Origin of the sequence: Streptomyces pseudogriseolus, assembly GCA_002154585.1 — a bacterium.
In the GTDB taxonomy this organism is placed as follows: domain Bacteria; phylum Actinomycetota; class Actinomycetes; order Streptomycetales; family Streptomycetaceae; genus Streptomyces; species Streptomyces pseudogriseolus.
Genome location: MUNG01000018.1, coordinates 1 through 25,265, shown reverse-complemented (window position 1 = coordinate 25,265; position 25,265 = coordinate 1). Strand labels below are relative to the sequence as shown.

At 70.6% G+C, this 25,265-nt stretch carries 24 protein-coding genes; all 24 read right to left on the bottom strand.

Translation table 11 applies throughout. The features are described from left to right. Positions 1 to 56 precede the first annotated feature (56 nt). Complete coding sequence (locus CCN29_RS02475; RefSeq protein ID WP_031020613.1) at positions 57 to 503, bottom strand: DUF2550 domain-containing protein; 447 nt, start codon at positions 501 to 503, stop codon at positions 57 to 59. Positions 504 to 631: 128 nt separating this feature from the next. Continuing rightward, the gene (locus CCN29_RS02470) at positions 632 to 1,009 is read right to left on the bottom strand and encodes a F0F1 ATP synthase subunit epsilon (protein WP_006130161.1); all 378 of its coding nucleotides are present in this window, start codon (positions 1,007 to 1,009) and stop codon (positions 632 to 634) included. Positions 1,010 to 1,140: 131 nt separating this feature from the next. Further along, positions 1,141 to 2,577: a F0F1 ATP synthase subunit beta gene (gene atpD / locus CCN29_RS02465; protein ID WP_006130160.1), complete on the bottom strand. Its 1,437-nt coding sequence runs from the start codon at positions 2,575 to 2,577 to the stop codon at positions 1,141 to 1,143. Beyond that, positions 2,577 to 3,494, bottom strand: coding sequence for a F0F1 ATP synthase subunit gamma (locus CCN29_RS02460; protein ID WP_006130159.1), 918 nt, complete (start codon positions 3,492 to 3,494; stop codon positions 2,577 to 2,579). Before CCN29_RS02460 ends, atpD begins: the two co-directional genes overlap by 1 nt. Before the next feature lie 21 nt (positions 3,495 to 3,515). Continuing rightward, on the bottom strand, positions 3,516 to 5,105 hold the full coding sequence (atpA, locus tag CCN29_RS02455) for a F0F1 ATP synthase subunit alpha (protein WP_006130158.1): 1,590 nt from the start codon (positions 5,103 to 5,105) through the stop codon (positions 3,516 to 3,518). Between the two features lie 133 nt (positions 5,106 to 5,238). Next, positions 5,239 to 6,054 carry a F0F1 ATP synthase subunit delta gene (locus tag CCN29_RS02450; RefSeq protein ID WP_006130157.1) on the bottom strand — a complete coding sequence of 272 codons (816 nt, stop codon included), beginning with the start codon at positions 6,052 to 6,054 and terminating at the stop codon, positions 5,239 to 5,241. Further along, positions 6,051 to 6,596 carry a F0F1 ATP synthase subunit B gene (locus tag CCN29_RS02445; protein WP_006130156.1) on the bottom strand — a complete coding sequence of 182 codons (546 nt, stop codon included), beginning with the start codon at positions 6,594 to 6,596 and terminating at the stop codon, positions 6,051 to 6,053. The genes CCN29_RS02450 and CCN29_RS02445 overlap by 4 nt, the downstream gene beginning before the upstream one ends. Before the next feature lie 41 nt (positions 6,597 to 6,637). Beyond that, entirely contained in the window at positions 6,638 to 6,868 is a 231-nt protein-coding gene (gene atpE, locus CCN29_RS02440; protein WP_006130155.1) for an ATP synthase F0 subunit C, read from the bottom strand. Positions 6,869 to 6,945: 77 nt separating this feature from the next. Further along, positions 6,946 to 7,773, bottom strand: coding sequence for a F0F1 ATP synthase subunit A (gene atpB / locus CCN29_RS02435; protein ID WP_006130154.1), 828 nt, complete (start codon positions 7,771 to 7,773; stop codon positions 6,946 to 6,948). A gap of 225 nt (positions 7,774 to 7,998) precedes the next feature. Further along, the gene (locus CCN29_RS02430; protein WP_006130153.1) at positions 7,999 to 8,436 is read right to left on the bottom strand and encodes a Cg1360 family ATP-synthase-associated protein; all 438 of its coding nucleotides are present in this window, start codon (positions 8,434 to 8,436) and stop codon (positions 7,999 to 8,001) included. A gap of 311 nt (positions 8,437 to 8,747) precedes the next feature. Further along, positions 8,748 to 10,094 carry an MraY family glycosyltransferase gene (locus CCN29_RS02425; protein ID WP_006130152.1) on the bottom strand — a complete coding sequence of 449 codons (1,347 nt, stop codon included), beginning with the start codon at positions 10,092 to 10,094 and terminating at the stop codon, positions 8,748 to 8,750. Positions 10,095 to 10,229: 135 nt separating this feature from the next. Then, on the bottom strand, positions 10,230 to 11,468 hold the full coding sequence (gene glyA / locus CCN29_RS02420) for a serine hydroxymethyltransferase (RefSeq protein WP_031020608.1): 1,239 nt from the start codon (positions 11,466 to 11,468) through the stop codon (positions 10,230 to 10,232). A 100-nt stretch (positions 11,469 to 11,568) separates the two neighbouring features. Continuing rightward, entirely contained in the window at positions 11,569 to 12,249 is a 681-nt protein-coding gene (locus CCN29_RS02415) for an arsenate reductase/protein-tyrosine-phosphatase family protein (RefSeq protein ID WP_031065473.1), read from the bottom strand. After that, entirely contained in the window at positions 12,246 to 12,893 is a 648-nt protein-coding gene (locus tag CCN29_RS02410; RefSeq protein ID WP_006130149.1) for an L-threonylcarbamoyladenylate synthase, read from the bottom strand. The genes CCN29_RS02415 and CCN29_RS02410 overlap by 4 nt, the downstream gene beginning before the upstream one ends. A 56-nt stretch (positions 12,894 to 12,949) precedes the next feature. Further along, positions 12,950 to 13,795: a peptide chain release factor N(5)-glutamine methyltransferase gene (gene prmC, locus CCN29_RS02405; RefSeq protein WP_006130148.1), complete on the bottom strand. Its 846-nt coding sequence runs from the start codon at positions 13,793 to 13,795 to the stop codon at positions 12,950 to 12,952. Between the two features lie 28 nt (positions 13,796 to 13,823). Then, positions 13,824 to 14,891, bottom strand: a complete 1,068-nt coding sequence (prfA, locus tag CCN29_RS02400; RefSeq protein WP_006130147.1) for a peptide chain release factor 1 — start codon at positions 14,889 to 14,891, stop codon at positions 13,824 to 13,826. Between the two features lie 108 nt (positions 14,892 to 14,999). Then, a complete protein-coding gene (gene rpmE, locus CCN29_RS02395) occupies positions 15,000 to 15,221 on the bottom strand; it encodes a 50S ribosomal protein L31 (protein ID WP_006130146.1) in 222 nt (73 codons plus the stop codon). A gap of 167 nt (positions 15,222 to 15,388) precedes the next feature. Next, positions 15,389 to 17,164, bottom strand: coding sequence for a trypsin-like serine protease (locus CCN29_RS02390; protein WP_242781529.1), 1,776 nt, complete (start codon positions 17,162 to 17,164; stop codon positions 15,389 to 15,391). Between the two features lie 187 nt (positions 17,165 to 17,351). Further along, positions 17,352 to 19,406 carry a transcription termination factor Rho gene (gene rho / locus CCN29_RS02385; RefSeq protein WP_031020602.1) on the bottom strand — a complete coding sequence of 685 codons (2,055 nt, stop codon included), beginning with the start codon at positions 19,404 to 19,406 and terminating at the stop codon, positions 17,352 to 17,354. Positions 19,407 to 19,824: 418 nt separating this feature from the next. Next, positions 19,825 to 20,742, bottom strand: a complete 918-nt coding sequence (gene thrB / locus CCN29_RS02380) for a homoserine kinase (RefSeq protein WP_086679854.1) — start codon at positions 20,740 to 20,742, stop codon at positions 19,825 to 19,827. A 408-nt stretch (positions 20,743 to 21,150) separates the two neighbouring features. Then, complete coding sequence (gene thrC / locus CCN29_RS02375; RefSeq protein WP_006130142.1) at positions 21,151 to 22,209, bottom strand: threonine synthase; 1,059 nt, start codon at positions 22,207 to 22,209, stop codon at positions 21,151 to 21,153. Between the two features lie 6 nt (positions 22,210 to 22,215). Next, complete coding sequence (locus CCN29_RS02370; protein ID WP_031020600.1) at positions 22,216 to 23,508, bottom strand: homoserine dehydrogenase; 1,293 nt, start codon at positions 23,506 to 23,508, stop codon at positions 22,216 to 22,218. Positions 23,509 to 23,664: 156 nt separating this feature from the next. Beyond that, a complete protein-coding gene (gene lysA, locus CCN29_RS02365) occupies positions 23,665 to 25,056 on the bottom strand; it encodes a diaminopimelate decarboxylase (protein ID WP_086679852.1) in 1,392 nt (463 codons plus the stop codon). 24 nt (positions 25,057 to 25,080) lie between these two features. Next, positions 25,081 to 25,265, bottom strand: a 185-nt coding sequence (locus tag CCN29_RS02360) for a DALR anticodon-binding domain-containing protein (RefSeq protein ID WP_442538217.1), incomplete at its 5' end; no start/stop codon positions are given.

Here is a 25,265-nt window from a genome sequence, read left to right as displayed (position 1 = left end):
TCGCCCCTCCTCCCGGCCGGGAGGAGGGGCGACGTGCTTCACGCACTACAAGAAGGTCAGGCCACGTTCACCCGCTGGCCCGGAGGCGCCGCCTCCAGCCAGGCGAGGAAGCCGGTCAGCGCGTCCTCGCTCATCGCCAGCTCCAGACGCGTGCCCCGGTGCAGACAGGCGAGGATCACCGCGTCGGACAGCAGCGCCAGCTCCTCCTCGCCCTCCGGGACGCGGCGGCCGGCCACCTCGATCGCGGAGCGCTCCAGCACGCGGCGCGGACGCGGGGCGTAGGAGAAGACCCGGAACCACTCGACCCGGTCGCCGTTGTAACGTGCCACCCCGTACGCCCAGCCCTTGCCGCCGGCGTCGCCCTTCTCGGGCGCGTCCCAGCGCAGGCTGCAGTCGAACGTGCCGCCCGACCGCTGGATGAGACGGCGGCGCAGGCCGAAGACGAAAAGCCCCACCACCAGCAGGGCCACGACGATTCCGCCCACAGTCAGAGCGAGGACCATCGGCACCGACCTCCTCGTCTCCTAGGTAACGGAACGGAAAAATCATCCAGATCTGCCTCAGCCGCGACCGGCTCCGGATCGCTCCGGTGCCGGCCGCGGCTGAGTGACGTCATCTCACCGTGCCGGGATCAGCGCCCCGCCGTCGCCGCCCGCAGACGGACGTCCGCGGCACGCTGGGCCTCGGCGTCGTCCTCCGCCTTCGCGCGGGCGAGCTCCTGCTCCACGCGCTGGACGTCGATCTCGTCCGACAGCTCGGCGATCTCGGCCAGCAGGGACAGCTTGTTGTCCGCGAACGAGATGAATCCGCCGTGCACCGCGGCGACGACCGTGCCGCCCTCGGGCGTACGGATGGTCACCGGGCCCGACTCCAGCACACCGAGCAGCGGCTGGTGACCGGGCATGACGCCGATGTCGCCGGACGTGGTGCGCGCGACGACCAGGGTGGCCTCGCCGGACCAGACCTCTCGGTCGGCCGCGACCAGCGCGACGTGCAGCTCAGCAGCCAAGGTGGCTCCTCGGGTCACCACCCGGCGGTAGTGCCGGGTGTTGGTTACAAGTCTAGTGGGCGTGGCAGAGGGGGCGGGACGTGCCCGCCCCCTCAAGGGTGAGCCGTTCGGCTCACGTCAGAGCGCGGGGGTCAGGAGACGCCCAGCTCCTTCGCGTTCTTCTTCAGGTCCTCGATGCCACCGCACATGAAGAACGCCTGCTCCGGGAAGTGGTCGTACTCGCCGTCGCAGATCGCGTTGAAGGCCGCGATCGACTCGTCCAGCGGGACGTCCGACCCGTCGACGCCGGTGAACTGCTTGGCGACGTGGGTGTTCTGGGACAGGAAGCGCTCCACGCGACGGGCACGGTGGACGACGAGCTTGTCCTCCTCGCCGAGCTCGTCGATACCGAGGATCGCGATGATGTCCTGCAGGTCCTTGTACTTCTGCAGGATGTTCTTCACGCGCATGGCCGCGTTGTAGTGGTCCTGCGCGATGTAGCGCGGGTCCAGGATCCGGGACGTCGAGTCCAGCGGGTCCACGGCCGGGTAGATGCCCTTCTCCGAGATCGGACGGGAGAGCACCGTCGTCGCGTCGAGGTGGGCGAAGGTGGTGGCCGGGGCCGGGTCGGTCAGGTCGTCCGCGGGGACGTAGATCGCCTGCATCGAGGTGATCGAGTGACCACGGGTCGAGGTGATGCGCTCCTGGAGGAGACCCATCTCGTCGGCCAGGTTCGGCTGGTAGCCCACCGCGGAGGGCATGCGGCCGAGCAGGGTCGACACCTCGGAACCGGCCTGGGTGAAGCGGAAGATGTTGTCGATGAAGAACAGCACGTCCTGCTTCTGCACATCGCGGAAGTACTCCGCCATGGTCAGGCCGGCCAGGGCCACGCGCAGACGGGTGCCCGGGGGCTCGTCCATCTGGCCGAAGACGAGCGCGGTCTTGTCGATGACGCCCGACTCGCTCATCTCGTCGATGAGGTCGTTGCCCTCACGGGTGCGCTCACCGACACCGGCGAACACCGACACACCGTCGTGGTTGTTGGCGACGCGGTAGATCATCTCCTGGATGAGCACCGTCTTGCCGACGCCGGCGCCGCCGAACAGACCGATCTTGCCGCCCTTGACGTACGGGGTCAGCAGGTCGATGACCTTGACGCCGGTCTCGAACATCTCGGTCTTCGACTCGAGCTCGTCGAAGTTCGGCGCCTTGCGGTGGATCGGCCAGCGCTCGCCCGTGTACTCCTCGTCGACGTTCAGCACCTCACCGAGGGTGTTGAACACCTTGCCGGTGGTGAAGTCGCCGACCGGCACGGAGATGGAGGCGCCCGTGTCGGTCACCGGGGCCTGGCGGACCAGACCGTCGGTGGGCTGCATGGAGATGGTGCGGACCAGGCCGTCACCGAGGTGCTGCGCGACCTCGAGGGTCAGCGTCTTGAGCTCGCCCTCCTTGGCCGGGTCGGCGACCTGGACGTGCAGGGCGTTGTAGATGTCCGGCATGGCGTCGACGGGGAACTCCACGTCGACGACCGGGCCGATGACCCGGGCGACGCGGCCCGTAGCCGTCGCGGTCTCAACAGTGGTGGTCATTAGTTGTCACTCCCCGCGGTCGCGTCGGCCAGGGCACTGGCGCCACCGACGATCTCGCTGATTTCCTGGGTGATTTCGGCCTGGCGGGCCGCGTTGGCAAGACGGGAGAGCGTGTTGATCAGCTCGCCCGCGTTGTCGGTGGCCGACTTCATCGCGCGCCGCGTGGCGGCGTGCTTCGAAGCGGCCGACTGGAGCAGCGCGTTGTAGATCCGGCTCTCCACGTACCGCGGCAGCAGCGCGTCGAGGACGTCCTCCGCCGAGGGCTCGAAGTCGTACAGCGGCAGGATCTCGCCCTTGGTGGCGCTCTCTTCCGCGACCTCTTCGAGGCGCAGCGGGAGCAGCCGGGAGTCGACCGCCGTCTGCGTCATCATCGAGACGAACTCGGTGTAGACGATGTGGAGTTCGTCCACGCCGCCGTCCGCCGTCTCCGACTGGATGGCCTCGATCAGCGGCGCCGCGACCTTCTTGGCGTCCGCGTACGAGGGCTCGTCGGTGAAGCCGGTGAACGTCTCCGCGATCGTGCGCTCGCGGAAGTTGTAGTGGGCCACACCGCGCCGGCCGACGATGTACGTGTCGACCTGCTTGCCCTCGCGCTCGAGGCGCTCGGTCAGCTGCTCCGCCGCCTTGATGGCGTTGGCGTTGAAGGCGCCGGCCAGGCCGCGGTCGCTCGTGAGGAGCAGGACCGCGGCACGGGTCGGGTTGTCCGCCTCCGTGGTGAGCGGGTGCTTGGTGTTCGACCCGGTGCCGACCGCCGTGACCGCGCGGGTGAGTTCCCGCGCGTACGGCGTGGAGGCCGCCACCTTGCGCTGCGCCTTGACGACGCGCGAGGCGGCGATCATCTCCATCGCCTTGGTGATCTTCTTGGTCGCGGTGACGGATCGGATGCGACGCTTGTAGACCCGGAGCTGAGCTCCCATGAGTCAGGTCCCTTCCTTACGTCACTTGGCGGCGGACGGGGCGTCCTCGCCGAGCAGCTTGCCGTCGCTCGTCTCGAACTGCTTCTTGAACTCGGCGATCGCGTCGGCCACGGCCTGCAGGGTGTCGTCCGACATCTTGCCGCCCTCGCGGATGGAGGTCATGAGGCCCTGCTCCTTGCGGTGCAGGTACTCCAGGAGCTCCTTCTCGAAGCGGCGGATGTCCGCGACCGGCACGTCGTCCATCTTGCCGGTGGTGCCGGCCCAGACGGAGACGACCTGGTCCTCGGTCGACATCGGCTGGTACTGGTCCTGCTTCAGCAGCTCGACCATGCGCTGACCGCGCTCCAGCTGCGCCTTGGAGGCCGCGTCCAGGTCGGAACCGAAGGCGGCGAACGCCTCCAGCTCACGGAACTGGGCGAGGTCCACGCGCAGACGGCCGGAGACCTGCTTCATCGCCTTGTGCTGCGCGGAACCGCCGACCCGGGAGACGGAGATACCGACGTTCAGCGCGGGGCGCTGACCGGCGTTGAAGAGGTCCGACTCCAGGAAGCACTGGCCGTCGGTGATGGAGATGACGTTGGTCGGGATGAACGCCGAGACGTCGTTGGCCTTCGTCTCGACGATCGGCAGACCGGTCATCGAGCCGGCGCCCATGTCGTCGGAGAGCTTCGCGCAGCGCTCCAGCAGACGGGAGTGCAGGTAGAAGACGTCACCCGGGTAGGCCTCGCGGCCCGGCGGGCGGCGCAGCAGCAGCGACACGGCGCGGTAGGCGTCGGCCTGCTTCGACAGGTCGTCGAAGATGATCAGGACGTGCTTGCCCTGGTACATCCAGTGCTGGCCGATGGCCGAGCCGGTGTACGGCGCCAGGTACTTGAAGCCGGCCGGGTCGGACGCCGGGGCGGCGACGATGGTCGTGTACTCCAGCGCGCCGTTCTCCTCCAGCGCGCGGCGGACCGACGCGATGGTGGAGCCCTTCTGGCCGATGGCGACGTAGATGCAGCGGACCTGCTTCTTCGGGTCGCCGGAGCGCCAGTTGTCACGCTGGTTGATGATCGTGTCGACGGCCAGCGCGGTCTTGCCGGTCTGGCGGTCGCCGATGATCAGCTGACGCTGACCACGGCCGATCGGGGTCATGGCGTCGACGGCCTTGTAGCCCGTCTCCATCGGCTCGTGCACCGACTTGCGCTGCATGACCGTGGGGGCCTGCAGTTCGAGGGCGCGGCGGCCCTCGGTCTCGATCTCGCCGAGGCCGTCGATCGGGTTGCCGAGCGGGTCGACCACACGGCCGAGGTAGCCCTCGCCGACGGCGACGGACAGCACCTCGCCGGTACGGGTGACCGGCTGGCCCTCCTCGATGCCGCTGAACTCACCGAGGACGATGGCACCGATCTCGCGCTCCTCGAGGTTGAGGGCGAGGCCGAGGGTGCCGTCCTCGAACTTCAGCAGCTCGTTGGCCATGGCCGAGGGCAGGCCCTCGACCTTCGCGATGCCGTCGCCGGCCAGGGTGACCGTACCGACCTCCTCGCGCGAGGCCGCGTCCGGCTTGTACGACTGGACGAAGTTCTCCAGCGCGTCCCGGATCTCCTCCGGCCGGATCGTGAGCTCCGCCATCTGAGTTCCCTGCTCTCCTTGTTGGGCCCGAAGTTTCACTTGGGGGGGATGGGGACTCCCCCCTACAGGAGGTGAATCCTCTGCACGGCCCAACCAGGGCCGTAATTGCTACTGCCTATTAAGAATGTGGTGCTCAGCCCGCCAGGCGGCGGCCCGCGTCCTCGAGCCGGTCCGCCAGGGAGCCGTTGATGACCTCGTCACCGACCTGCACCCGCAGCCCGCCGACGACCTGGGGGTCGACGTCGAGGTTGAGGTGCATCCGGCGGCCGTAGAGCTTCGCCAGGGCGTCGCCGAGGCGCTGCTTCTGCCGGTCGCTGAGCGGCACCGCGGAGGTGACGACGGCCACCGTGCGGTCCCGGCGCTCGGCGGCGAGCTTGGACAGGGACTCGAGTCCCGACTCCAGGCTACGTCCCCGCGGCGCGGTCACGAGGCGCGTCACCAGACGCACCGTGGCCTCGTCCGCCCGCCCGCCGAGCAGGCTGCGGAGCAGCTCGCCCTTGGCGGCGGCCGTGGCGGACCGGTTGGTGAGGGCCGCGCGCAGCTGGGTGTCGGAGGCGACGATCCGGCCGAACCGGAACAGCTCGTCCTCGACGCTGTCGAGCCCGCCCGCCTTCTGGGCGGCGGTGAGGTCGCCGACGTTCGCCAGTTCCTCCAGCGCGTCCACCAGGTCGCGGGACTGCGACCAGCGGGAGCGCACCATGCCGGACACCAGGTCGGCGGCGGTGCCGCTGACCTGCGAGCCGAGCAGGCGCCGGGCCAGGTCGGCCTTGGCCTCACCGGCCTGCGCCGGGTCGGTGAGGACCCGACGCAGCGACACCTCGCGGTCGAGCAGCGCGGTGACGGCGGCCAGCTCGTCGGCGAGCGCGGCCGCGTCCACGGACGTGGAGTCCGTCAGCGCGTCGAGACGCTCACGTGCGGCTGCCAGGGCCTCGCGGCTCGCTCCGTTCATCGTGCGGCCTCGGCCTTCTCGTCGAGCTCGTCGAGGAAGCGGTCGATCACGCGGCTCTGGCGGGCGTGGTCCTCGAGGGACTCGCCGACCAGCTTGCCGGCCAGCTCGGTGGCGAGCTTGCCGACGTCCTGGCGCAGCGCGGACGCTGCGGCCTTGCGGTCGGCCTCGATCTGGGCGTGGCCGGCGGCGACGATCTCCTCGCGCTGCCGCTGGCCTTCCGCACGCATCTCGGCGATGAGCGCGGCACCCTGCTCCTGCGCCTCCTGGCGCAGACGCGCGGCCTCGTGCCGGGCCTCGGCGAGCTGGGCCTTGTACTGCTCCAGGACGCTCTGGGCCTCGGTCTGGGCGGCCTCGGCCTTCTCGATACCGCCCTCGATGGCCTCGCGGCGCTCTTCCAGAACCTTGTTGATGTTCGGGAGGAGCTTCTTGGCGAGGAAGCCGAAGACGATGACGAAGGCGAGCAGGCCGATGACAAGCTCAGGGATCGGCGGAACGAGGGGGTTCTCCCCACCCTCGCTCGCCGCGATGAGCAGCTGGCTCATGTGAGTGCCTTTCGTCTAGTCGGCTGGACTGGTCTGGTGGCTCAGTAGCCGTAGACGAACGGCATGACCAGACCGATGAGGGCGAGCGCCTCACAGAAGGCGAAGCCCAGGATCTGGTTGGCGCGGATCAGGCCGGCAGCCTCGGGCTGGCGGGCGAGGGCCTGGGTGCCGTTGCCGAAGATGATGCCGACGCCGACGCCCGGGCCGATCGCGGCGAGGCCGTAACCGATGGAGCCGAGGGAGCCTTCGACAGCAGCAAGGGTCGCAGACATGCCAGTTCTTCCTTTTCTTTACGGACCGGTGGGGGTTGGCCACCGGACGATCTGTGGAGGTGACAGGGCGGGTGGGCTCAGTGGTGCTCGGCCATGGCGCCCTGGATGTACGTGCAGGTCAGCAGCACGAACACGTACGCCTGAAGCGCCTGGATGAACAGCTCGAAGGCGGTCATCACGATGACCATCACGAACGAGACGCCCGCGTAGGCGATGCCGATGCCGTTCAGCATGTACCAGCTGGCGATCGTGAAGAGCAGCAGCAGGGTGTGGCCGGCGAACATGTTCGCGAACAGTCGCACGGCGTGGGTGAACGGCCGGATCAGCAGGTTCGAGAAGAGCTCGATCAGCATGGCCAGCGGCAGCACCGGGCCGAGCGACTTGTCGTAGCCGGTGACGTTCTTCCAGAAGCCGACGAAGCCCTGCCGCTTGAAGGTCAGCACGACCCAGGTGATGTACACGACCAGGGCGAGGACCAGCGGGTACGAGATGATCGAGGTCACCGGGAACTGGGCGACCGGGATGATCGACCAGAGGTTCATCATCCAGACGAAGAAGAAGAGGGAGACGACGAACGGAACGTACTTCTCGCCCTCCTTCTTGCCGATCGTCTCGTAGACGACGCCGCGGCGGATGAAGTCGTAACCCGCCTCCGCGACCATCTGGAGCTTGCCGGGGACGACCTGCGGACGGCGGAAGGCGGCCCAGAAGAAGCCGATGATGATCAGCGAGCCGAGCAGCGCCAGCAGCATCGTCTTGTTGAAGTACAGGTTGCTGTCTCCGTCGCCCCACAGGGGCTGGAACAGGAACGAGTGCAGGCCCGGAGACACTTCCGCGAAGCCACACCCGTCGAAGAGGTGGCAGTTGGTGTCGAAGGCGAGCACCTGCGTCGGGTCAGCACTCACCGCGGGCTCCTTCAGCGTGGCGCATAGGTACGGCAACCTCGTTGTGTCGGCGCGGCGCTGAGCCGCGGTTCGGCACGGGACTGGTGTAACGGATGTGGGGGCGGCTGGGGGGCATCTCGCCTCGCGATTGAGCAGGCGTCAGCTGGGATGCCCGCGCCCGCGATGCCGCAGTTGGCACCGGACGATAGCAGGGTTGTGCATGCCTCTTTATCCCGGCCCTACCCGTCACGACGAGTGCCCCGATTTCTCGGACTTCGTGTCCTTCGTCGACTCGGGTTCGACGTAGAGAATCTTTGACTTCATGTGCGCCCGCGTCTGCGCGGCGATCCAGGCGAGGGTGCCGGCGACGAGCGTGATCGCGAAGGCCTTGGGGTGGAACAGCGTGGTGTTCTTGAACACGGCCAGGAAGACGAACAGCAGGAGGATCTGCGTCGCGTAGAGCAGCAGCCCCATCGCCTGGAACAGGTGAGGAAGCGATTTGGCGGTGCGCTGCAGGACGTAGAGGCCGATGCCCATGAAAAGAACGACGACGACGGTGGCGACGATCGCGCCGACCGCTCCCTTGCCGCCCACCGTCAGACCACTGACGAGCGCGGCGACGGCACCGACGGCAGCCGTGGGCACGGCGGCCTGGGCCAGGATCCGGACGTCATTGGACGGCATGGCGGCAACTCCGCAATTCACAGGGGGCAGGGTGTCGTCATGGACGAGCGTAAACCCCCGGGCCGGGTGCGAAATCACCGCACCGGTGAGCCGTCAGAGGGCGGCTCGTCAGCTCTTTCCGGGGACTCGTGAACGGTATCACAAACTATTTGATGCAGTCTTTACCTGGGAAGTGTGCGCGGTGTCACACATGAGGGGGAACCTGCGCGTCTGAGCGCGCACGGCGACCGTATGTCTGGTATTGGGCGGATTGGTGCACCCAACTCCGCCCCATCGATCCCCCACGAGTTGGCAATGCTCTAGGCGAATTCTTACCTTGACCGTGACCGGTCGGCCAGGCGTGCGCGGGGTCCCACGGCGCTCGCGCCGTTGACGCCGGAGACACCGGCGGCCACCGGCGTGCGCTCCCCCGAGGCGGCCTCCAGCGGCCCCTCGGCGGCCTGTGCGTCCGACTCCGCGGCATCGTCCGGGGTTTGGGGCGCCGACACCCTCCCACGCCGGTAGCGGGGCGGCACGAAGGCCTCCGCCCAGCGCGGGGCGCGCGGGGTGAAGCGCGGCAGCAGAAGCAGCACCAGGCCGAGGGTGGAGAGGATCACCACGCTCAGGACGATCCACATCGACGCCGAGTTGACGGAGTACGTCAGCGCGCCGAACGCGATCAGCGCCGACCAGAAGTACATGATCAGCACCGCCCTGCTGTGCGAGTGGCCGATCTCCAGCAGCCGGTGGTGCAGATGCCCGCGGTCCGCCGCGAACGGCGACTGGCCGCGCCAGGTGCGCCGCACGATCGCCAGGATCAGGTCGGCGGCCGGCACCGCGATGATGGTCAGCGGCAGCAGCAGCGGGATGTACACCGGCACCGTCTGGTGCACGGCCTCCTTCTCCGAACCGGCGAACAGCTTCAGCGCGTCCGGGTCCACCTGGCCCGTCACGGAGATCGCGCCGGCCGCCAGCACCAGCCCGATCAGCATCGAGCCGGAGTCGCCCATGAAGATCCGCGCCGGGTGCATGTTGTGCGGCAGGAAGCCCAGGCACATGCCCATCAGGATCGCCGCGAACAGCGTCGCCGGGGCGGCCGCCTCGATGCCGTACGAGTACCAGATGCGGTAGGCGTACAGGAAGAACGCGGCCGCCGCGATGCACACCATGCCGGCCGCGAGACCGTCCAGGCCGTCGACGAAGTTGACCGCGTTGATGGTGATGACCACCAGGGCGACGGTCAGCAGCGTGCCCTGCCACTGGGTGAGCGCGACCGAGCCGACACCGGGGATCGGCAGCCACAGGATCGTCAGACCCTGCATGACCATCACACCGGCGGCGATCATCTGCCCGCCCAGCTTGATCAGCGCGTCGATCTCGAACTTGTCGTCCAGCACGCCGATCAACCAGATCAGCGCGGCCCCGGAGAGCAGTGCCCGGGGCTCGTTGGAGTTCTCGAAGAGCGTGCTGAGGTTCGTCAGGTGGTCGGCGACCAGCAGGCCCGCGCACAGGCCGAAGAACATCGCGATCCCGCCGAGCCGCGGAGTGGGCTCCCGGTGCACGTCACGTGCCCGGATCTCCGGCATCGCCCCCGCCACGATCGCGAACTTCCGCACCGGTCCTGTCAGGAGGTACGTCACCGCGGCCGTGATGCAGAGCGTCAGCAGGTATTCACGCACGGGCTTCCCCACAGATCTCGCTGGCCTTCACAGCCCCACACCCTAGCGAGGGGCGCATAAGAGTGGGGACTTCCGGGTACCGACGATGGTTGCACGGACGGCCGGGTCCGCGGCCCCTCACCCCCGCCGGCCGGCTCAGCGCGGGTACGGCGGGAAGGCCGCCACCAGGTCGCGGACGTCCTCCCGGGCCCGTGCGGCGTCCGTGCCGCCCCGCAGGACGCTCGCCAGCAGACCGGCGACCAGCGTCATCTCCCGGGCGCCCATGCCCTGCGTGGTCACCGCCGCCGTGCCCAGCCGCAGCCCGCGGTCGTCGTCGTGCGGCAGCGCGCAGCAGTCGAGGACCAGGCCGGCCGCCGCCAGCCGGCCGCGCGCGGTGCGCCCGTCGACGCCGAGCGGGGCCGGGTCGGCGGTGATCAGGTGGGTGTCGGTGCCCCCGGTGGTGACGGTCAGCCCCTCGGCGGCGAGCGCGGCGGCCAGCGCCCGCGCGTTGGTCACCACCTGGTGGGCGTACGCCGCGAACGCCGGGGTGGCCGCCTCGCCGAAGGCGACGGCCTTGGCGGCGATGGTGTGCATCTGCGCCCCGCCCTGGGTGAAGGGGAACACCGCCCGGTCCACCCGCTCGGCCAGCTCCGCCCCGCACAGCAGCATCCCGCCGCGCGGCCCCCGCAGCACCTTGTGCGTGGTCGCGCAGACGATGTCCGCGTACGGCACCGGGCTGGGCGCCGCTCCCCCGGCGATCAGCCCCATGGGGTGCGCCGCGTCCGCGATCAGGTACGCGCCCACGTCGTCGGCGACCTCGCGGAAGAAGGCGTAGTCGATGTGGCGCGGATAGGAGATGGAACCGCACACGATCGCCTTGGGGCGGTGGGCGCGGGCCAGGGCGCGCACCTGCTCGTGGTCGATGAGGCCGCTCTCCGCGTCCACGCCGTAGCCGACGAAGTCGAACCAGCGGCCGGAGAAGTTGACCGGCGAGCCGTGGGTGAGGTGGCCGCCGTAGGGCAGGCCGAGGGCGAGGACGGTGTCGCCGGGGCGCAGCAGGGCGGCGTAGGCGGCGAGCACCGCGGAGGACCCGGAGTGCGCCTGCACGTTGGCGTGCTCGGCGCCGAACAGCGCCTGGGCGCGCTCCACGGCGAGCCGCTCGGCCACGTCGACGATCTCGCAGCCGCCGTGGTGCCGGTTGCCCGGGTAGCCCTCGGCGTACTTGTTGGCCAGCGGCGAGCCCAGGGCGGCCAGCACCGCGGGCGACATGAAGTTCTCGGCGGCGATCAGCTGGAGCGTGGTCGCCTGCCGCTCGCGCTCCCCGAGCAGCACCTCGGCGAGCTCGGGGTCCTGCCGGCGCAGGACATCGGCCTCGAGCGCAGGGGTGACCGTCATCATGGACTCCCGGACGTCGGCACTGACGTACGACCAATGTAGGCCCGCCCGTCCCGGTGCGCCCGGTTCCTGCATCCGCCTCGCGGGCGCCGCCGGACGCTCAGGTCCGCGCGGGCACCCCGGTCAGCGCCGTGACCACGGGGTCCAGCGCCTGGTGTATCTCGTCGCCGACGGCCCGGAAGAAGGTCAGCGGGGCGCCGTACGGGTCATGGACCTCGTCGGCCTCGGCGGTGGGCGCCAGCAGCCAGCCGCGCAGTGCGGCGGCCGCGCGGACCAGGGCGCGGGCGCGCATGACCAGGCCGTCCTCCAGGGGCGGCAGGGTCGCCGGGTCGATCGCGTTCACCAGGCGGGTGAACTCCTTCAGCGTGAAGGTGCGCAGACCCGCCGAGTGGCCCATGGAGATGACCTGGGCGCGGTGGTCGCGGGTCGCGGTCAGCACGAGGTCGGCGCGGATGACGTGCTCGTCGAGCAGCTCCCGGCCGGTGAAGCCGGAGGCGTCCGCCCCGTACTCGGCCAGCACGGTCTCCGCGTGGGCCTCCATCGGGGCGCCCTCGTGGCCCCAGGTGCCGGCGCTCTCGACGACGAGGCCGCCGCCGAGGACGCCCAGGCGCTGGAGCACGAAATGCCGGGTCAGCCGCTCGGTGATGGGCGAGCGGCAGACGTTTCCGGTGCTGACGTGGAGGATCCGGAAGGTGTCGCGCGGGAGCCCCACGAAGGTGGTCGTGATCTCCGCTGCCCGTTCCCCGTTGCCTATGCCACGCCCCGCCTCAGGGGCCGTCAATTCGCCACCTCGAGGTCGGGTACCACCTTGCGCAGCTCGTCGGGCGAGATCGCGCCCTCGCGCAGCAGCAGGGGCACCGGGCGGGTGACGTCGACGATGGAGGACGGCACGTTGCCCGGGGTGGGGCCGCCGTCCAGGTACACGGAGACGGAGTCGCCGAGCATCTCCTGGGCGGCGTCGCAGTTCTCCGGCGCCGGGTGGCCGGTCAGGTTGGCGGAGGACACGGCCATCGGGCCGACCTCGGTGAGCAGCTCGATGGCGACCGGGTGCAGCGGCATGCGCACCGCGACCGTGCCGCGGGTGTCGCCGAGGTCCCACTGGAGGGACGGCTGGTGGCGGGCGACCAGGGTCAGCGCGCCCGGCCAGAAGGCGTCGACCAGCTCCCAGGCCATCTCGGAGAAGTCCGTGACCAGGCCGTGCAGGGTGTTCGGGGAGCCGATGAGGACGGGCGTGGGCATGGTGCGGCCGCGGCCCTTGGCCTGGAGCAGGTCGGCGACGGCCTCGGAGGTGAAGGCGTCGGCGCCGATGCCGTACACGGTGTCCGTCGGCAGCACCACGAGCTCGCCCCGGCGCACGGCGGACGCGGCCTCACGCAGACCGGTCGCGCGGTCGGTCGCGTCGTTGGTGTCGTATCGCCGAGCCATGTGGCGGGCCTCCTCGTACACGTGCTGCATGGGGGATGAAGTATGCGCCGTGCCGGTCACGGCAGCGCCTTGCGTGCGGTGGCGAACCGGGGGCGGTTGTTCAGGTCGGGGTGGTCGGCCGCGTCGGTCCAGCCGCGGTCCTCGGCGAAGATCCACGGCACCTGCCCGCCCTGGGTGTCGGCGTGCTCGACGACGACCACGCCGCCGGGGCGCAGCAGCCGGTGCGCGGTGCGCTCCAGGCCGCGGATCAGCTCGAGGCCGTCCTCGCCGGAGAACAGGGCCAGCTCGGGGTCGTAGTCGCGGGCCTCGGGGGCGACGTACTCCCACTCGGTGAGCGGGATGTACGGCGGGTTGGAGACCACGAGGTCGACCTGGCCGTCGAGGTCGGGGAAGGCCGTCAGGGCGTTTCCCTGGCGCAGCTCGACCCGTGACCCCTCCATGTTCTTGCGGGTCCACTGGAGGGCGTCCTCGGACAGCTCCACGGCGTACACGCGGGACCGGGGCACCTCCTGGGCGAGCGCCAGCGCGATCGCGCCGGAGCCGGTGCACAGGTCGACGATGCACGGCTCGACGACGTCCATCGCGCGCACCGCGTCTATGGCCCAGCCGACCACCGACTCGGTCTCCGGGCGGGGCACGAACACGCCGGGGCCCACCTGGAGCTCCAGGTAGCGGAAGTACGCGCGGCCGGTGATGTGCTGGAGCGGCTCGCGGGCCTCGCGGCGGGCGACGACCTCCCAGTACCGGGCGTCGAAGTCGGCGTCCTTCACCGTGTGCAGCTCGCCGCGCTTGACGCCGTGCACGAACGCGGCGAGCTCCTCCGCGTCGGTTCGCGGCGAGGGCACGCCCGCGTCGGCGAGCCGCTGGGTGGCCTGGGCCACCTCGGCGAGCAGCAGGTTCACGACGGTCCTCCGGGCTGTCTTCGGGTGCTTACGCGGCGGCGAGCTTGGCGGCGGAGTCCGCGTCGACGCAGGCCTGGATCACCGCGTCGAGGTCGCCGTCCAGGACCTGGTCCAGGTTGTACGCCTTGAAGCCGACGCGGTGGTCCGAGATGCGGTTCTCCGGGAAGTTGTACGTCCGGATCTTCTCGGAGCGGTCGACGGTGCGGACCTGGCTGCGGCGGGCGTCGGCGGCCTCGCGCTCCGCCTCCTCCTGCGCCATGGCGAGGAGCCTGGAGCGCAGGATACGCAGGGCCTGCTCCTTGTTCTGCAGCTGGCTCTTCTCGTTCTGGCAGGAGGCGACGACGCCGGTCGGCAGGTGCGTGATGCGCACGGCGGAGTCGGTGGTGTTGACCGACTGCCCGCCCGGTCCCGAGGAGCGGTAGACGTCGATGCGCAGGTCGTTCGGGTTGATCTCCACGTCGACCTCCTCGGCCTCCGGGGTCACCAGGACGCCGGCGGCGGAGGTGTGGATGCGGCCCTGCGACTCGGTGGCGGGCACCCGCTGCACGCGGTGCACACCGCCCTCGTACTTCAGCCGGGCCCACACGCCCTGGCCGGGCTCGGTCTGCCCGCGGGTCTTCACCGCGACCTGGACGTCCTTGTAGCCGCCCAGCTCGGACTCGGTGGCGTCGATGATCTCGGTCTTCCAGCCGACGCGCTCGGCGTAGCGCAGGTACATGCGCAGCAGGTCGCCGGCGAACAGGGCCGACTCGTCGCCGCCCGCGCCCGCCTTGATCTCGAGGATGACGTCCTTGTCGTCGCTGGGGTCGCGCGGGACCAGCAGCAGCCGCAGCTTCTCGGTGAGCTCCTCGCGCCGCTGCTCGAGGTCCTTGACCTCGGCGGCGAAGTCCGGGTCGTCGGCGGCCAGTTCACGCGCGGTCTCGACGTCGTCGCCGGTCTGCTTCCAGGAGCGGTACGTGGCGACGATCGGGGTGAGCTCGGCGTAGCGCTTGTTCAGCTTGCGCGCGTTCGCCTGGTCGGAGTGGACCGACGGGTCGGCGAGCTTCTTCTCCAGGTCGGCGTGCTCGGCGACGAGTTCCTCGACGGCCTCGAACATCTTGGGGCTCCTGCGGTGTACGTGGGTGAAGGGGCGGGCGACCAAAAACGCCGGTCCCGGCCTGCCCCCGGGCGGGGGCGCGGCCGTGGACCGGCGATTCGGTGCTCGCTACTTCTTGGAGCCGGCGGCCTTGCCGAAGCGGGCCTCGAAGCGGGCCACACGGCCACCGGTGTCGAGGATCTTCTGCTTGCCCGTGTAGAACGGGTGGCACTCGGAGCAGACCTCGGCGCGGATGTTGCCGCTGGAGATCGTGGAGCGAGTGGTGAACGACGCGCCGCAGGTGCAGCTGACCTGCGTCTCGACGTACTCGGGGTGGATGTCGCGCTTCAAGGTGTCTCCTAGGTTTCGGGAGGGCGCCGGGTCGCCGCCGCGGGATGCGGGAGCGTGAACCGGAGCCGACGTACCAGTCTGCCAGGACTGGCGCCGTCTCCCAAAACGGGGGTGGCCCCGGGAAGATTCCCGGGGCCACCTCGCGCTTCCGCGGACGGGCGGTGGGCTCAGCCCAACAGGTCGTAGTTCTGGTAACCCGTGCCCATGGAGAGCCGCGCGGAGAAGAACGGCGCGGTGTTACGGCCGGTGCCCCGGTACAGGTACAGCGTGCCGCTCGGGGTGCGGGCCAGCAGGTCCGCCTTCCCGTCGCCGCTGACGTCCCCGACCGTGACGAGGGCGTTGTACGTGGTGCTCTTCCACGTGGCCAGCTTGGTCCGGCCCGTGAAGGAGCCGGAGCCGGCCTTGCCGGTGCCCTTGTACAGGTACAGGTCGCCGGTGCTGCGGACCCGGGCCACCAGGTCCGTGCGGCCGTCGCCGGTGAAGTCGCCGTGACCGCGCAGGACGTCGAACCCGGCCCAGCCCGTGCCCGTCTTCAGACGGGCCGAGAAGGTGCCGTTGCCCTTGCCCGGGTACGTCCACAGCACGCCCGCGGAGTCCACGATCACCAGGTCGGGCAGGTAGTCGCCGGTCACGTCACCGGGGGTGACGATCTGGCGGACGGTCTTCCAGCCGGTGCTGAGCCGCTTGGTGGCCCAGCTGTTGCTGGAGATGACGTAGTGCGCCCAGTACACGCTCCCGTCGGTGGCGCGGTAGACGAGGTCCTGGTAGCCGTCGCGGTCGAGGTCGGTCTGGAGGACGGTGTTGACGCCCCTCCAGTCACCCCACTCCTCCTGGGCGGCGAACCGCGAGCCCAGCGAGTTGCGGGAGTAGCCGACACCCGTGGACTTCTTGCGGGCCCACAGGTCGGCGCGGTGGTCGCCGTTGATGTCGGTGTCGTCGACGCGCGGGTAGGTGACGCCGACGTAGCTCGCCACCTTGGTGAAGACGCCGTAGGCGCCCTTCGCCACGCAGTCCTCGACGCCCCAGGAGACGACGCCCACGATCCGGTTGTTGACCACCAGCGGACCACCGGAGTCGCCGTTGCAGGCGGTGGTGGTGCCGGCGTCGCTGCCGGTGGCGGGCGTGCCCGCGCAGACCATGTGCCCGCGGACGTAGTCGCTGCCCCAGGCGCCGGCGCACGTGGCGTCGGACTGGATGGGCAGCGTCGCCGTCTTCAGGTACTCGGAGATCTCGTTGTTGGTGGAGGTGGTGCGCCCCCAGCCGTAGACCCGGGCGTTGGTCCCGGGCGTGTACGAGGCCGTGTCGCCCGCCGTGGTCATGCGCAGCGGGGTCGCCTTCACCGGCACCGGCAGCGTGAGCACCGCGATGTCGTTGTCGATGGCGGCCTCGTTGTACGCCGGGTTGTGCCACTGGCGCCAGACGGCGGTCGCGGTGCCGCCGTGCAGGTCGCCGTCGACGGACGGCAGCTGGGTGGCTCCCGTGACGACGGCGCCGTTCAGGTACCAGTTGTAGCCCTTGACGCAGTGCGCGGCGGTGAGGATCTTCGTCGGGGCGACGACGACGCCGCCGCAGAAGAAGCCCTCGTCGGCGACCGGGTCGTAGTAGTGCAGCTGCGCCATCCAGGGCGCCGCGGAGATCGTGGTGGTGGTGCCGCCGATGATCTTCGCGTCGATGCCGGAGCCGGCCTTGCCGCTCGTGCTGAGCTGTGCCTTGTCCTTCGTCCGGGCTGCCTCGTCCGCCGCCATCGCGCCCACGACGCGACGGACCAGCTCGGCCTGCGACGGCGACTCGGTCGCCGGAGAGACCTTCGGCTGCGGCAGCGCGGGCTCGGCCTGGGCCGCGGGCGCCGTCATCAGCGTCGCGGAGACGGCCGCGGCGGCACCGGCCGCGACCACGGCGAACCGGCGTCTGCGACGCCCGGATCCGGACATGGGTATAGCCATGCAATTCCCCCCTCGGGATGGTGAGTTCGGGTCTGAACGTGTTCAAAGACAACCCGAAGCAGCGTGATCGTACACCTGTCCGACCACATCCGTGCACGAAAAACGGCCGTCCCGTGAAGGGACGGCCGTTTCGCGTTCACACGCGGGGCCCTGTGCGTTCATGCGCGGGCCCGTGAAGGGGGTGACGTCAGTCGCCGTTGCCCGGCGTCGGCGTCGTCTTCTGGATCTGCATGAGGAACTCGACGTTCGACTTGGTCTGCTTCATCTTGTCGAGCAGCAGCTCGATCGCCTGCTGCTGGTCGAGCGCGTGCAGCACCCGGCGCAGCTTCCAGACGACCGCCAGCTCCTCGTTGCCGAGCAGGATCTCTTCCTTGCGGGTGCCGGACGCGTCGACGTCCACCGCGGGGAAGATGCGCTTGTCGGCGAGCTTCCGGTCGAGCTTGAGCTCCATGTTGCCGGTGCCCTTGAACTCCTCGAAGATCACCTCGTCCATGCGGGACCCGGTGTCCACCAGGGCGGTGGCGAGGATGGTCAGCGAGCCGCCGTCCTCGATGTTGCGGGCCGCACCGAAGAAGCGCTTCGGCGGGTACAGGGCGGTCGAGTCGACACCACCGGACAGGATGCGGCCGGAGGCGGGCGCGGCGAGGTTGTACGCACGGCCCAGACGCGTGATCGAGTCGAGCAGCACGACGACGTCGTGGCCCAGCTCCACCAGGCGCTTGGCGCGCTCGATGGCGAGCTCGGCGACCGTGGTGTGGTCCTCGGCCGGGCGGTCGAAGGTCGAGGAGATGACCTCGCCCTTCACCGACCGCTGCATGTCGGTGACCTCTTCCGGACGCTCGTCGACGAGGACGACCATCAGGTGGCACTCGGGGTTGTTGTGCGTGATCGCGTTGGCGATCGCCTGCATGATCATGGTCTTGCCGGTCTTCGGCGGGGCCACGATCAGACCGCGCTGGCCCTTGCCGATCGGCGACACGAGGTCGATGATCCGCGTGGTCAGCACGCCCGGGTCGGTCTCCAGACGGAGCCGGTCCTGCGGGTACAGCGGGGTCAGCTTGTTGAACTCCGGGCGGCCGCGGCCGTGTTCGGGCGCCATGCCGTTGACGGAGTCCAGGCGCACCAGCGCGTTGAACTTCTCGCGCCGCTCGCCTTCCTTGGGCTGGCGTACCGCGCCGGTGATGTGGTCGCCCTTGCGCAGGCCGTTCTTGCGGACCTGGGCGAGGGAGACGTACACGTCGTTCGGGCCGGGCAGGTAGCCGGAGGTCCGGATGAACGCGTAGTTGTCGAGGATGTCCAGGATGCCCGCGACGGGGATCAGGACGTCGTCCTCGTTGATCTGCGGCTCCTGCACGTCGTCGCGGCCACGGCGGCCACGGCGGTCGCGGTAGCGTCCGCGACGGCCACGGCGGCCGCCTCCGTCGTCGTCGTACGCGTCGTCCTGACGGCCCCCGCCGCCGCCCTGCTGATTCTGCTGACGGCCGCCGCCCTGGCTCTGCTGCTGGTCGTCGCCCTTGCCGCGGCGGTCGCCGCGGTCGCCGCGGTCACCGCGGTCGTTACGGTCCCCGCGGTCACGGTCGCGGCCACGCTCGCGGCGGTCGCGCCGGCGGCCCTCGCCGCCGTCGTGGTCGGACTTGGCCTCGCCCTGCTGCGGCTGCTGCTGCGCCGGGGCGTCGGTCTTGGTCTCGGTCTTCGCCTCGGCCGTGATCGTCTCGGTCGCGGCGGCCGGGGCGCCCGCGTCGGCGGTGGCGCGACGGCGGCGGCGCTCGGGGGCGCCCTCCGCGGCCTGCTCGGCGGCGGACGCCTTCGGCGAGGGCTGGCCGGGGATCTCGATGGACTGCTGGGCCGCGGCCTTGTCGGCGGGCGCCTGCTCGTCCTTGCCCTCGGTCTTCTTCTCGGCCTTCTCGGCCGTGTCACCCGTACGCGTGCGGGACGTGGCGCGGCGCTTGGGCTTGGTCTCGGCGGACTCGGCCTTGGCCGGGGCGTCCCCGGAAGGGGTGCCTCCACCGGCGGCCTGCGCCTCCTTGATGACCTCGATCAGCTGGCTCTTGCGCATGCGCGCCGTGCCCCTGATGCCGAGGCCGGATGCGACCTGCTGAAGCTCGGCCAGCACCATGCCCTCGAGGCCGGTACCGCGGCGCCGCCGGGAGCCGGCACCGGAGGCAGGCGCGGAAGCGTCCGTGGCGGGCGCGGCAGCGGTCTCCTCGACACGTGCGCCCATCAGATCGGTGGTGTCGCTCACGAAGGGTCCTTCCCTGGAGCGGACGTCGGCCTGTCTGGCTCGGCGACCGGTTGTGCTGTCCGGCATCGTTCCCTGATGTGTGGACCGTGCCGGGGCGGTTGTCCGCCTGCGCGGCGGAAGAGATATCTGGTGATGGCGCTACCCCGAGCCGTGGCATCCAGTGTCACGTGGCGTGGTCGCACCGGTTCCGAAGCTCCCCCAGAGGGGGTGCCCCCACCTGCGGGCCGTTCAGTGTCCGCGTACGACGTACTGCCCGCGTACGAAGCAGTGGACACAGTGCGGCTTGGGGAGCTCCCGGAAGAATGTCTGTCCCGGACGGGGACACGAGGCACCTCGCCATGGTGGGGTCGGGTGCAGACTTGAGGTTAACACTACCGGATCCAACAAACATTCCCCCTCTCGAAATCCGGCAACCGTGTCAGGTCGCGAGCGGCAGAACGCTCGCTCCCTGGAGGTCCAGGCCCAGCCGGTTGGCGGCCCAGTCGGCGCCGGCGAGTGCCTCGACCTTGTCGGCCGTGCCCGCGTCGGCCAGCGCCATGACCGTCGGTCCGGCGCCGGAGATGACCGCGGGGACGCCGTCCCCGCGCAGCCGCTCCACCAGTGCGGCGCTCTCCGGCATGGCCGGGGCGCGGTAGTCCTGGTGCAGGCGGTCCTCGGTGGCGGGCAGCAGCAGCTCGGGGCGCCGGGTGAGGGCCTCGACGAGCAGGGCGGCACGGCCCGCGTTGGCGGCGGCGTCGACGTGCGGCACGGTGCGCGGGAGCAGTCCGCGCGCGGTCTCGGTGAGGACCGGCTTCCCGGGCACGAAAACCACCGGAACGATGGAATCGGCGGGCTCCATCCTGATCGCCCGGGCGGCGCCGCCCTCCATCCAGGACAGGGTGAAACCGCCGAGCAGACAGGCCGCGACGTTGTCGGGGTGGCCCTCGATCTCGGTGGCCAGCTCGAGCAGCGCGGTGTCGTCGAGCTTGGCCTCCGCGCCTATGGTCACGGCGCGGGCGGCGACGATCCCGGCGCAGATGGCGGCCGAGGAGGAGCCGAGGCCCCGGCCGTGCGGGATGCGGTTGGCGCAGACGATCTCCAGACCGCGCGGCTGCCCGCCGAGCAGGTCGAAGGCGGTGCGCAGGGAGCGTACGAGAAGGTGGCTCTCGTCCCGCGGGAGGGTCTCGCTGCCCTCACCCGCGATGTCGATGTGCAGCCCGGAGTCGGCCACCCGGACGACGACGTCGTCGTAGAGGCCCAGCGCGAGGCCGAGGGCGTCGAAGCCCGGGCCGAGGTTGGCGCTGGTGGCGGGGACGCGCACCCGGACGGCGGCGGCGCGGAACGCGGGACCGGCCATCGCTCGAAGACTCTCCTTGAGCTGCGTGGACTGTCGAATGACGTTCGATGGACATTCGAGGGGCGTACGAGAACCCTGGGGCCGCCGCCGACCGGGCTGGCCGGCCGCTTCCGGGCCGTCCCGGGTCACTGGCGGGACCCTGGGGACGACGCACTGCCGCGGCATATGCGGCGGGCGGGTTCCCTACAGCCTATCGAAGGAAGGTTCACCTGCGACATAGGGCGCACAGGAGGCGCACGATGCGTGTCGCAAGCCCCCTGTGCACCCCCTGTGGGGAGCGTCCCCGGCCGGACGCGTCCTTACGCCGGTTTCGCGGTTCGGCGTCGGTGCGAGCCCGCGGGCGCCGGCGCGGGCGCGCGGACCGGCGCCCGGTGGCGCACCGGCCGGACACACCCGGCCCTGCGTGGGTCAGACGAGACCGAGCCGCTGGGCGGCGGCCGCGGCGTCGACCGGGACGGTGACCGGCTGCGGGGCGCCGGCGACGGCCCAGTCGGGGTCCTTCAGACCGTTGCCGGTGACCGTGCAGACGATGCGCTGCCCCGGGTCGACCCGGCCCTGCTCGGCGGCCTTCAGCAGACCGGCGACCGACGCGGCGGACGCGGGCTCGACGAAGACGCCCTCCTGGGAGGCCAGCAGCCGGTAGGCGCGCAGGATCTCACGGTCCGTCACCTCGTCGATGGCGCCGCCCGACTCGTCCCGCGCGGCGAGCGCGAAGTCCCACGAGGCGGGGTTGCCGATGCGGATCGCGGTGGCGATGGTCGACGGGTCCTTGACGACCTCGCCGCGCACGATCGGGGCGCTGCCGGAGGCCTGGAAGCCCCACATGCGCGGGGTCCGCGTGCTGACGCCGTCGGCGGCGTACTCCTTGTAGCCCTTCCAGTACGCGGTGATGTTGCCCGCGTTGCCCACCGGCAGGACGTGGATGTCGGGGGCGTCGCCCAGCATGTCCACGATCTCGAAGGCGGCGGTCTTCTGCCCCTCGATGCGCACCGGATTGACCGAATTGACCAGCGCCACCGGGTAGTTGTCGCTCAGCGCGCGGGCCAGCGTGAGGCAGTCGTCGAAGTTGCCGTCGACCTGGAGGATCTTCGCGCCGTGCACCAGGGCCTGGCCCATCTTGCCCAGCGCGATCTTCCCCTGCGGCACCAGCACGGCGGACACCATGCCGGCCCGCACGCCGTACGCGGCGGCGGAGGCGGAGGTGTTGCCCGTGGAGGCGCAGATGACCGCCTTGGCGCCCTCCTCCTTCGCCTTGGAGATGGCCATGGTCATGCCGCGGTCCTTGAAGGAGCCGGTCGGGTTCGCGCCCTCGACCTTGAGGTGGACCTCGCAGCCGGTGCGCTCGGAGAGCACCTGCGCGGGCACGAGCGGCGTACCGCCCTCACGGAGCGTCACGACCGGCGTGGTGTCGGAGACCGGCAGCCGGTCCCGGTACTCCTCGATGATTCCGCGCCACTGGTGGGTCATTGCTGGTTACTCTCCTTCAACCCGCATGATGCTGGCGACACCACGCACGGTGTCGAGCTTGCGCAACGCCTCCACGGTCCCGCCGAGGGCCGCGTCGGACGCGCGGTGGGTGACGACGACGAGCGACGCCTCCCCGTCCTTTCCTTGCTGGCGGACCGTGTCGATCGAGACACCGTGCTCCGCGAACACGGTGGCGACCTGGGCGAGGACACCCGGTTTGTCGGCCACGTCCAGGCTGATGTGGTAGCGCGTGACGACCTCGCCCATCGGCGAGACGGGCAGCGCCGCGTACGCGGACTCGCCGGGACCGGTGGTCCCGTTGATCCGGTTGCGGGCGACGGCGACCAGGTCGCCGAGCACGGCGGAGGCGGTCGGGGAGCCGCCCGCGCCGGGGCCGTAGAACATCAGCCGGCCGGAGGCGTCGGACTCGACGAACACGGCGTTGTACGCGCCGCGCACGGAGGCCAGCGGGTGGCTGAGCGGGATCATCGCCGGGTGCACGCGCGCGGTGACGGACGCGCCGTCCTCGGCCCGCTCGCAGATGGCGAGCAGCTTGATGGTGCAGCCCATCTCCTTGGCGGAGGCGAAGTCCGCGGCCGTCACCTCGGTCATGCCCTCACGGTGGACGTCGTCGAGGCGCACGCGCGTGTGGAAGGCGATCCCGGCGAGGATGGCGGCCTTGGCGGCGGCGTCGAAGCCCTCGACGTCGGCGGTCGGGTCGGCCTCGGCGTACCCGAGCGCGGTGGCCTCGTCGAGGGCCTCCTGATAACCGGCCCCTGTCGAGTCCATCTTGTCGAGGATGAAGTTGGTGGTGCCGTTGACGATGCCGAGCACCCGGTTGACCTTGTCGCCGGCGAGGGACTCGCGCAGCGGCCGGATCAGCGGGATGGCGCCGGCCACGGCGGCCTCGTAGTAGAGGTCCTTGCCGTGCTCCTCGGCGGCGGCGTGCAGCGCGGCGCCGTCCTGGGCGAGGAGGGCCTTGTTGGCGGAGACGACGGAGGCGCCGTGCTCGAAGGCGGTGGTGATGAGGGTGCGGGCGGGCTCGATGCCGCCGATGACCTCCACGACGACGTCGAGGTCGCCGCGTTTGACCAGGGCGGTCGCGTCCGTGGTGATCAGCGCGGGGTCGATGCCCTCGCGCACCTTGTCGGGCCGCCGTACGGCCACGCCCGCGAGCTCCACCGGGGCGCCGATGCGGGCGGCGAGGTCGTCGGCGTGCGTCGTCATGATGCGCGCCACCTCTGAGCCGACCACTCCACAGCCCAGCAGCGCCACCTTCAGCGGACGCGTACGCATCATCCGACCTCGTTTCCTGATTACCGTCTCGGTTGCACCAGTCTCACCCACCGAACGGGACTTTCTGCGCGAAGTCCGGATCGTGAGACATCTATTTCATTTCCATGACCGCCGCCGACGGAAGATCTTCCAGCGGCGGCGGTCACCCCCTGTCCGCCTCTAGCCGACGTCGAGCCGCAGCAGATCCTCCTCCGTCTCACGCCGGACGATGACGCGCGCCTGACCGTCCTTGACCGCGACCACCGGGGGCCGCAGCACGTGGTTGTAGTTGCTGGCCATGGACCGGCAGTACGCCCCGGTCGCCGGCACGGCGATCAGGTCACCCGGTGCCAGGTCGCCGGGCAGGAACGCGTCCTTCACCACGATGTCACCGCTCTCGCAGTGCTTGCCGACGACGCGGGCGAGCATGGGCTCGGCGTCGGAGGAGCGGGAGACGAGGGAGACGCTGTACTCGGCGTCGTACAGGGCGGTACGGATGTTGTCCGACATCCCGCCGTCGACGGAGACGTAGGTGCGCAGCCCGTCGAGCGGCTTGACCGTGCCGACCTCGTACAGCGTGAACGCGGTCGGCCCCACGATGGCGCGCCCCGGCTCGACGGAGATCCGGGGGGTGCGCAGCTTCGCGGCTTCACACTCACGGGTGACGATCTCGGTCAGCGCCTTGGCGATCTCGTGCGGCTCACGGGGGTCGTCGTCGCTGGTGTACGCGATGCCGAGGCCGCCGCCGAGGTCGATCTCGGGCAGCTCGACGCCGTGCTCGTCACGGATGTCCTTGAGCAGCCCGACCACGCGGTGCGCGGCGACCTCGAACCCGGACATGTCGAAGATCTGCGACCCGATGTGCGAGTGGATCCCGATGAGCTCGAGCGAGTCGAGCTGCAACGCCCGCCGCACGGCCTCCGCGGCCTGCCCGCCGGCCAGCGGGATGCCGAACTTCTGGTCCTCGTGGGCGGTGGCGATGAACTCGTGGGTGTGCGCCTCGACGCCGACGGTGATACGGATCTGCACCCGCTGCCGGGTGCCGAGCTCGCGCGCGATGTGCGCGACGCGGACGATCTCCTGGAACGAGTCGAGCACGATGCGCCCGACGCCGGCCTCGACGGCCCGGCGGATCTCGGCGACGGACTTGTTGTTGCCGTGGAAGGCGATGCGCTCGGCGGGCATCCCGGCGGACAGGGCGGTGGCCAGCTCGCCGCCGGAGCAGACGTCGAGGTTCAGCCCTTCCTCGTTCAGCCACCGCACGACGGCCCGGGACAGGAACGCCTTGCCGGCGTAGAACACGTCGGCGTTGTCGCCGAAGGCGGTGCGCCAGGCACGGGCGCGGGAGCGGAAGTCGTCCTCGTCGAGGACGTAGGCGGGGGTGCCGTACTCCTCGGCGAGCCGCTTGACGTCGATCCCGCCGACGGTGAGCACGCCGTCGTCGTCCCGGGTGACGGTCTCGGACCACACCTTGGGGTCCAGGGCGTTCGGGTCGGATGGCGGCGCGAGGTAGTGCCCCTCGGGGAGGACGTCGGCGTGACGGGGCCCGGCGGGGTGTGCGGAACGGCTCATGGTTCGCGTGCTCTCTCAGAGGTGTCAGAGATGGTCGGGTGCGTCGATGCCGAGCAGGGACAGGCCGCCGGCCAGCACCGTCCCGGCGGCTTCGGCGAGGGCGAGCCGGGCACGGTGGGCGGCCGAGGGTTTCTCGTCGCCGAGAGGCAGGACGGTGGGCAGGAGGGGCGCGAGGGCGTCGGCGACGGCGACGCCCTCGCGCCCCTCCT

What these genes read in the sequence shown, in the direction of transcription:
- atpE (WP_006130155.1), bottom strand. Translation starts at nt 6,868, where the DNA reads ATGTCTGCGACCCTTGCTGCTGTCGAAGGCTCCCTCGGCTCCATCGGT.
- atpA (WP_006130158.1), bottom strand. Translation starts at nt 5,105, where the DNA reads ATGGCGGAGCTCACGATCCGGCCGGAGGAGATCCGGGACGCGCTGGAG.
- CCN29_RS02370 (WP_031020600.1), bottom strand. Translation starts at nt 23,508, where the DNA reads ATGATGCGTACGCGTCCGCTGAAGGTGGCGCTGCTGGGCTGTGGAGTG.
- thrB (WP_086679854.1), bottom strand. Translation starts at nt 20,742, where the DNA reads ATGGCCGGTCCCGCGTTCCGCGCCGCCGCCGTCCGGGTGCGCGTCCCC.
- CCN29_RS02430 (WP_006130153.1), bottom strand. Translation starts at nt 8,436, where the DNA reads ATGCCGTCCAATGACGTCCGGATCCTGGCCCAGGCCGCCGTGCCCACG.
- CCN29_RS02450 (WP_006130157.1), bottom strand. Translation starts at nt 6,054, where the DNA reads ATGAACGGAGCGAGCCGCGAGGCCCTGGCAGCCGCACGTGAGCGTCTC.
- prfA (WP_006130147.1), bottom strand. Translation starts at nt 14,891, where the DNA reads ATGTTCGAGGCCGTCGAGGAACTCGTCGCCGAGCACGCCGACCTGGAG.
- glyA (WP_031020608.1), bottom strand. Translation starts at nt 11,468, where the DNA reads ATGACGGTCACCCCTGCGCTCGAGGCCGATGTCCTGCGCCGGCAGGAC.
- CCN29_RS02390 (WP_242781529.1), bottom strand. Translation starts at nt 17,164, where the DNA reads ATGGCTATACCCATGTCCGGATCCGGGCGTCGCAGACGCCGGTTCGCC.
- CCN29_RS02475 (WP_031020613.1), bottom strand. Translation starts at nt 503, where the DNA reads ATGGTCCTCGCTCTGACTGTGGGCGGAATCGTCGTGGCCCTGCTGGTG.
- atpD (WP_006130160.1), bottom strand. Translation starts at nt 2,577, where the DNA reads ATGACCACCACTGTTGAGACCGCGACGGCTACGGGCCGCGTCGCCCGG.
- CCN29_RS02410 (WP_006130149.1), bottom strand. Translation starts at nt 12,893, where the DNA reads ATGGCTCGGCGATACGACACCAACGACGCGACCGACCGCGCGACCGGT.
- CCN29_RS02445 (WP_006130156.1), bottom strand. Translation starts at nt 6,596, where the DNA reads ATGAGCCAGCTGCTCATCGCGGCGAGCGAGGGTGGGGAGAACCCCCTC.
- CCN29_RS02460 (WP_006130159.1), bottom strand. Translation starts at nt 3,494, where the DNA reads ATGGGAGCTCAGCTCCGGGTCTACAAGCGTCGCATCCGATCCGTCACC.
- thrC (WP_006130142.1), bottom strand. Translation starts at nt 22,209, where the DNA reads ATGACCCACCAGTGGCGCGGAATCATCGAGGAGTACCGGGACCGGCTG.
- lysA (WP_086679852.1), bottom strand. Translation starts at nt 25,056, where the DNA reads ATGAGCCGTTCCGCACACCCCGCCGGGCCCCGTCACGCCGACGTCCTC.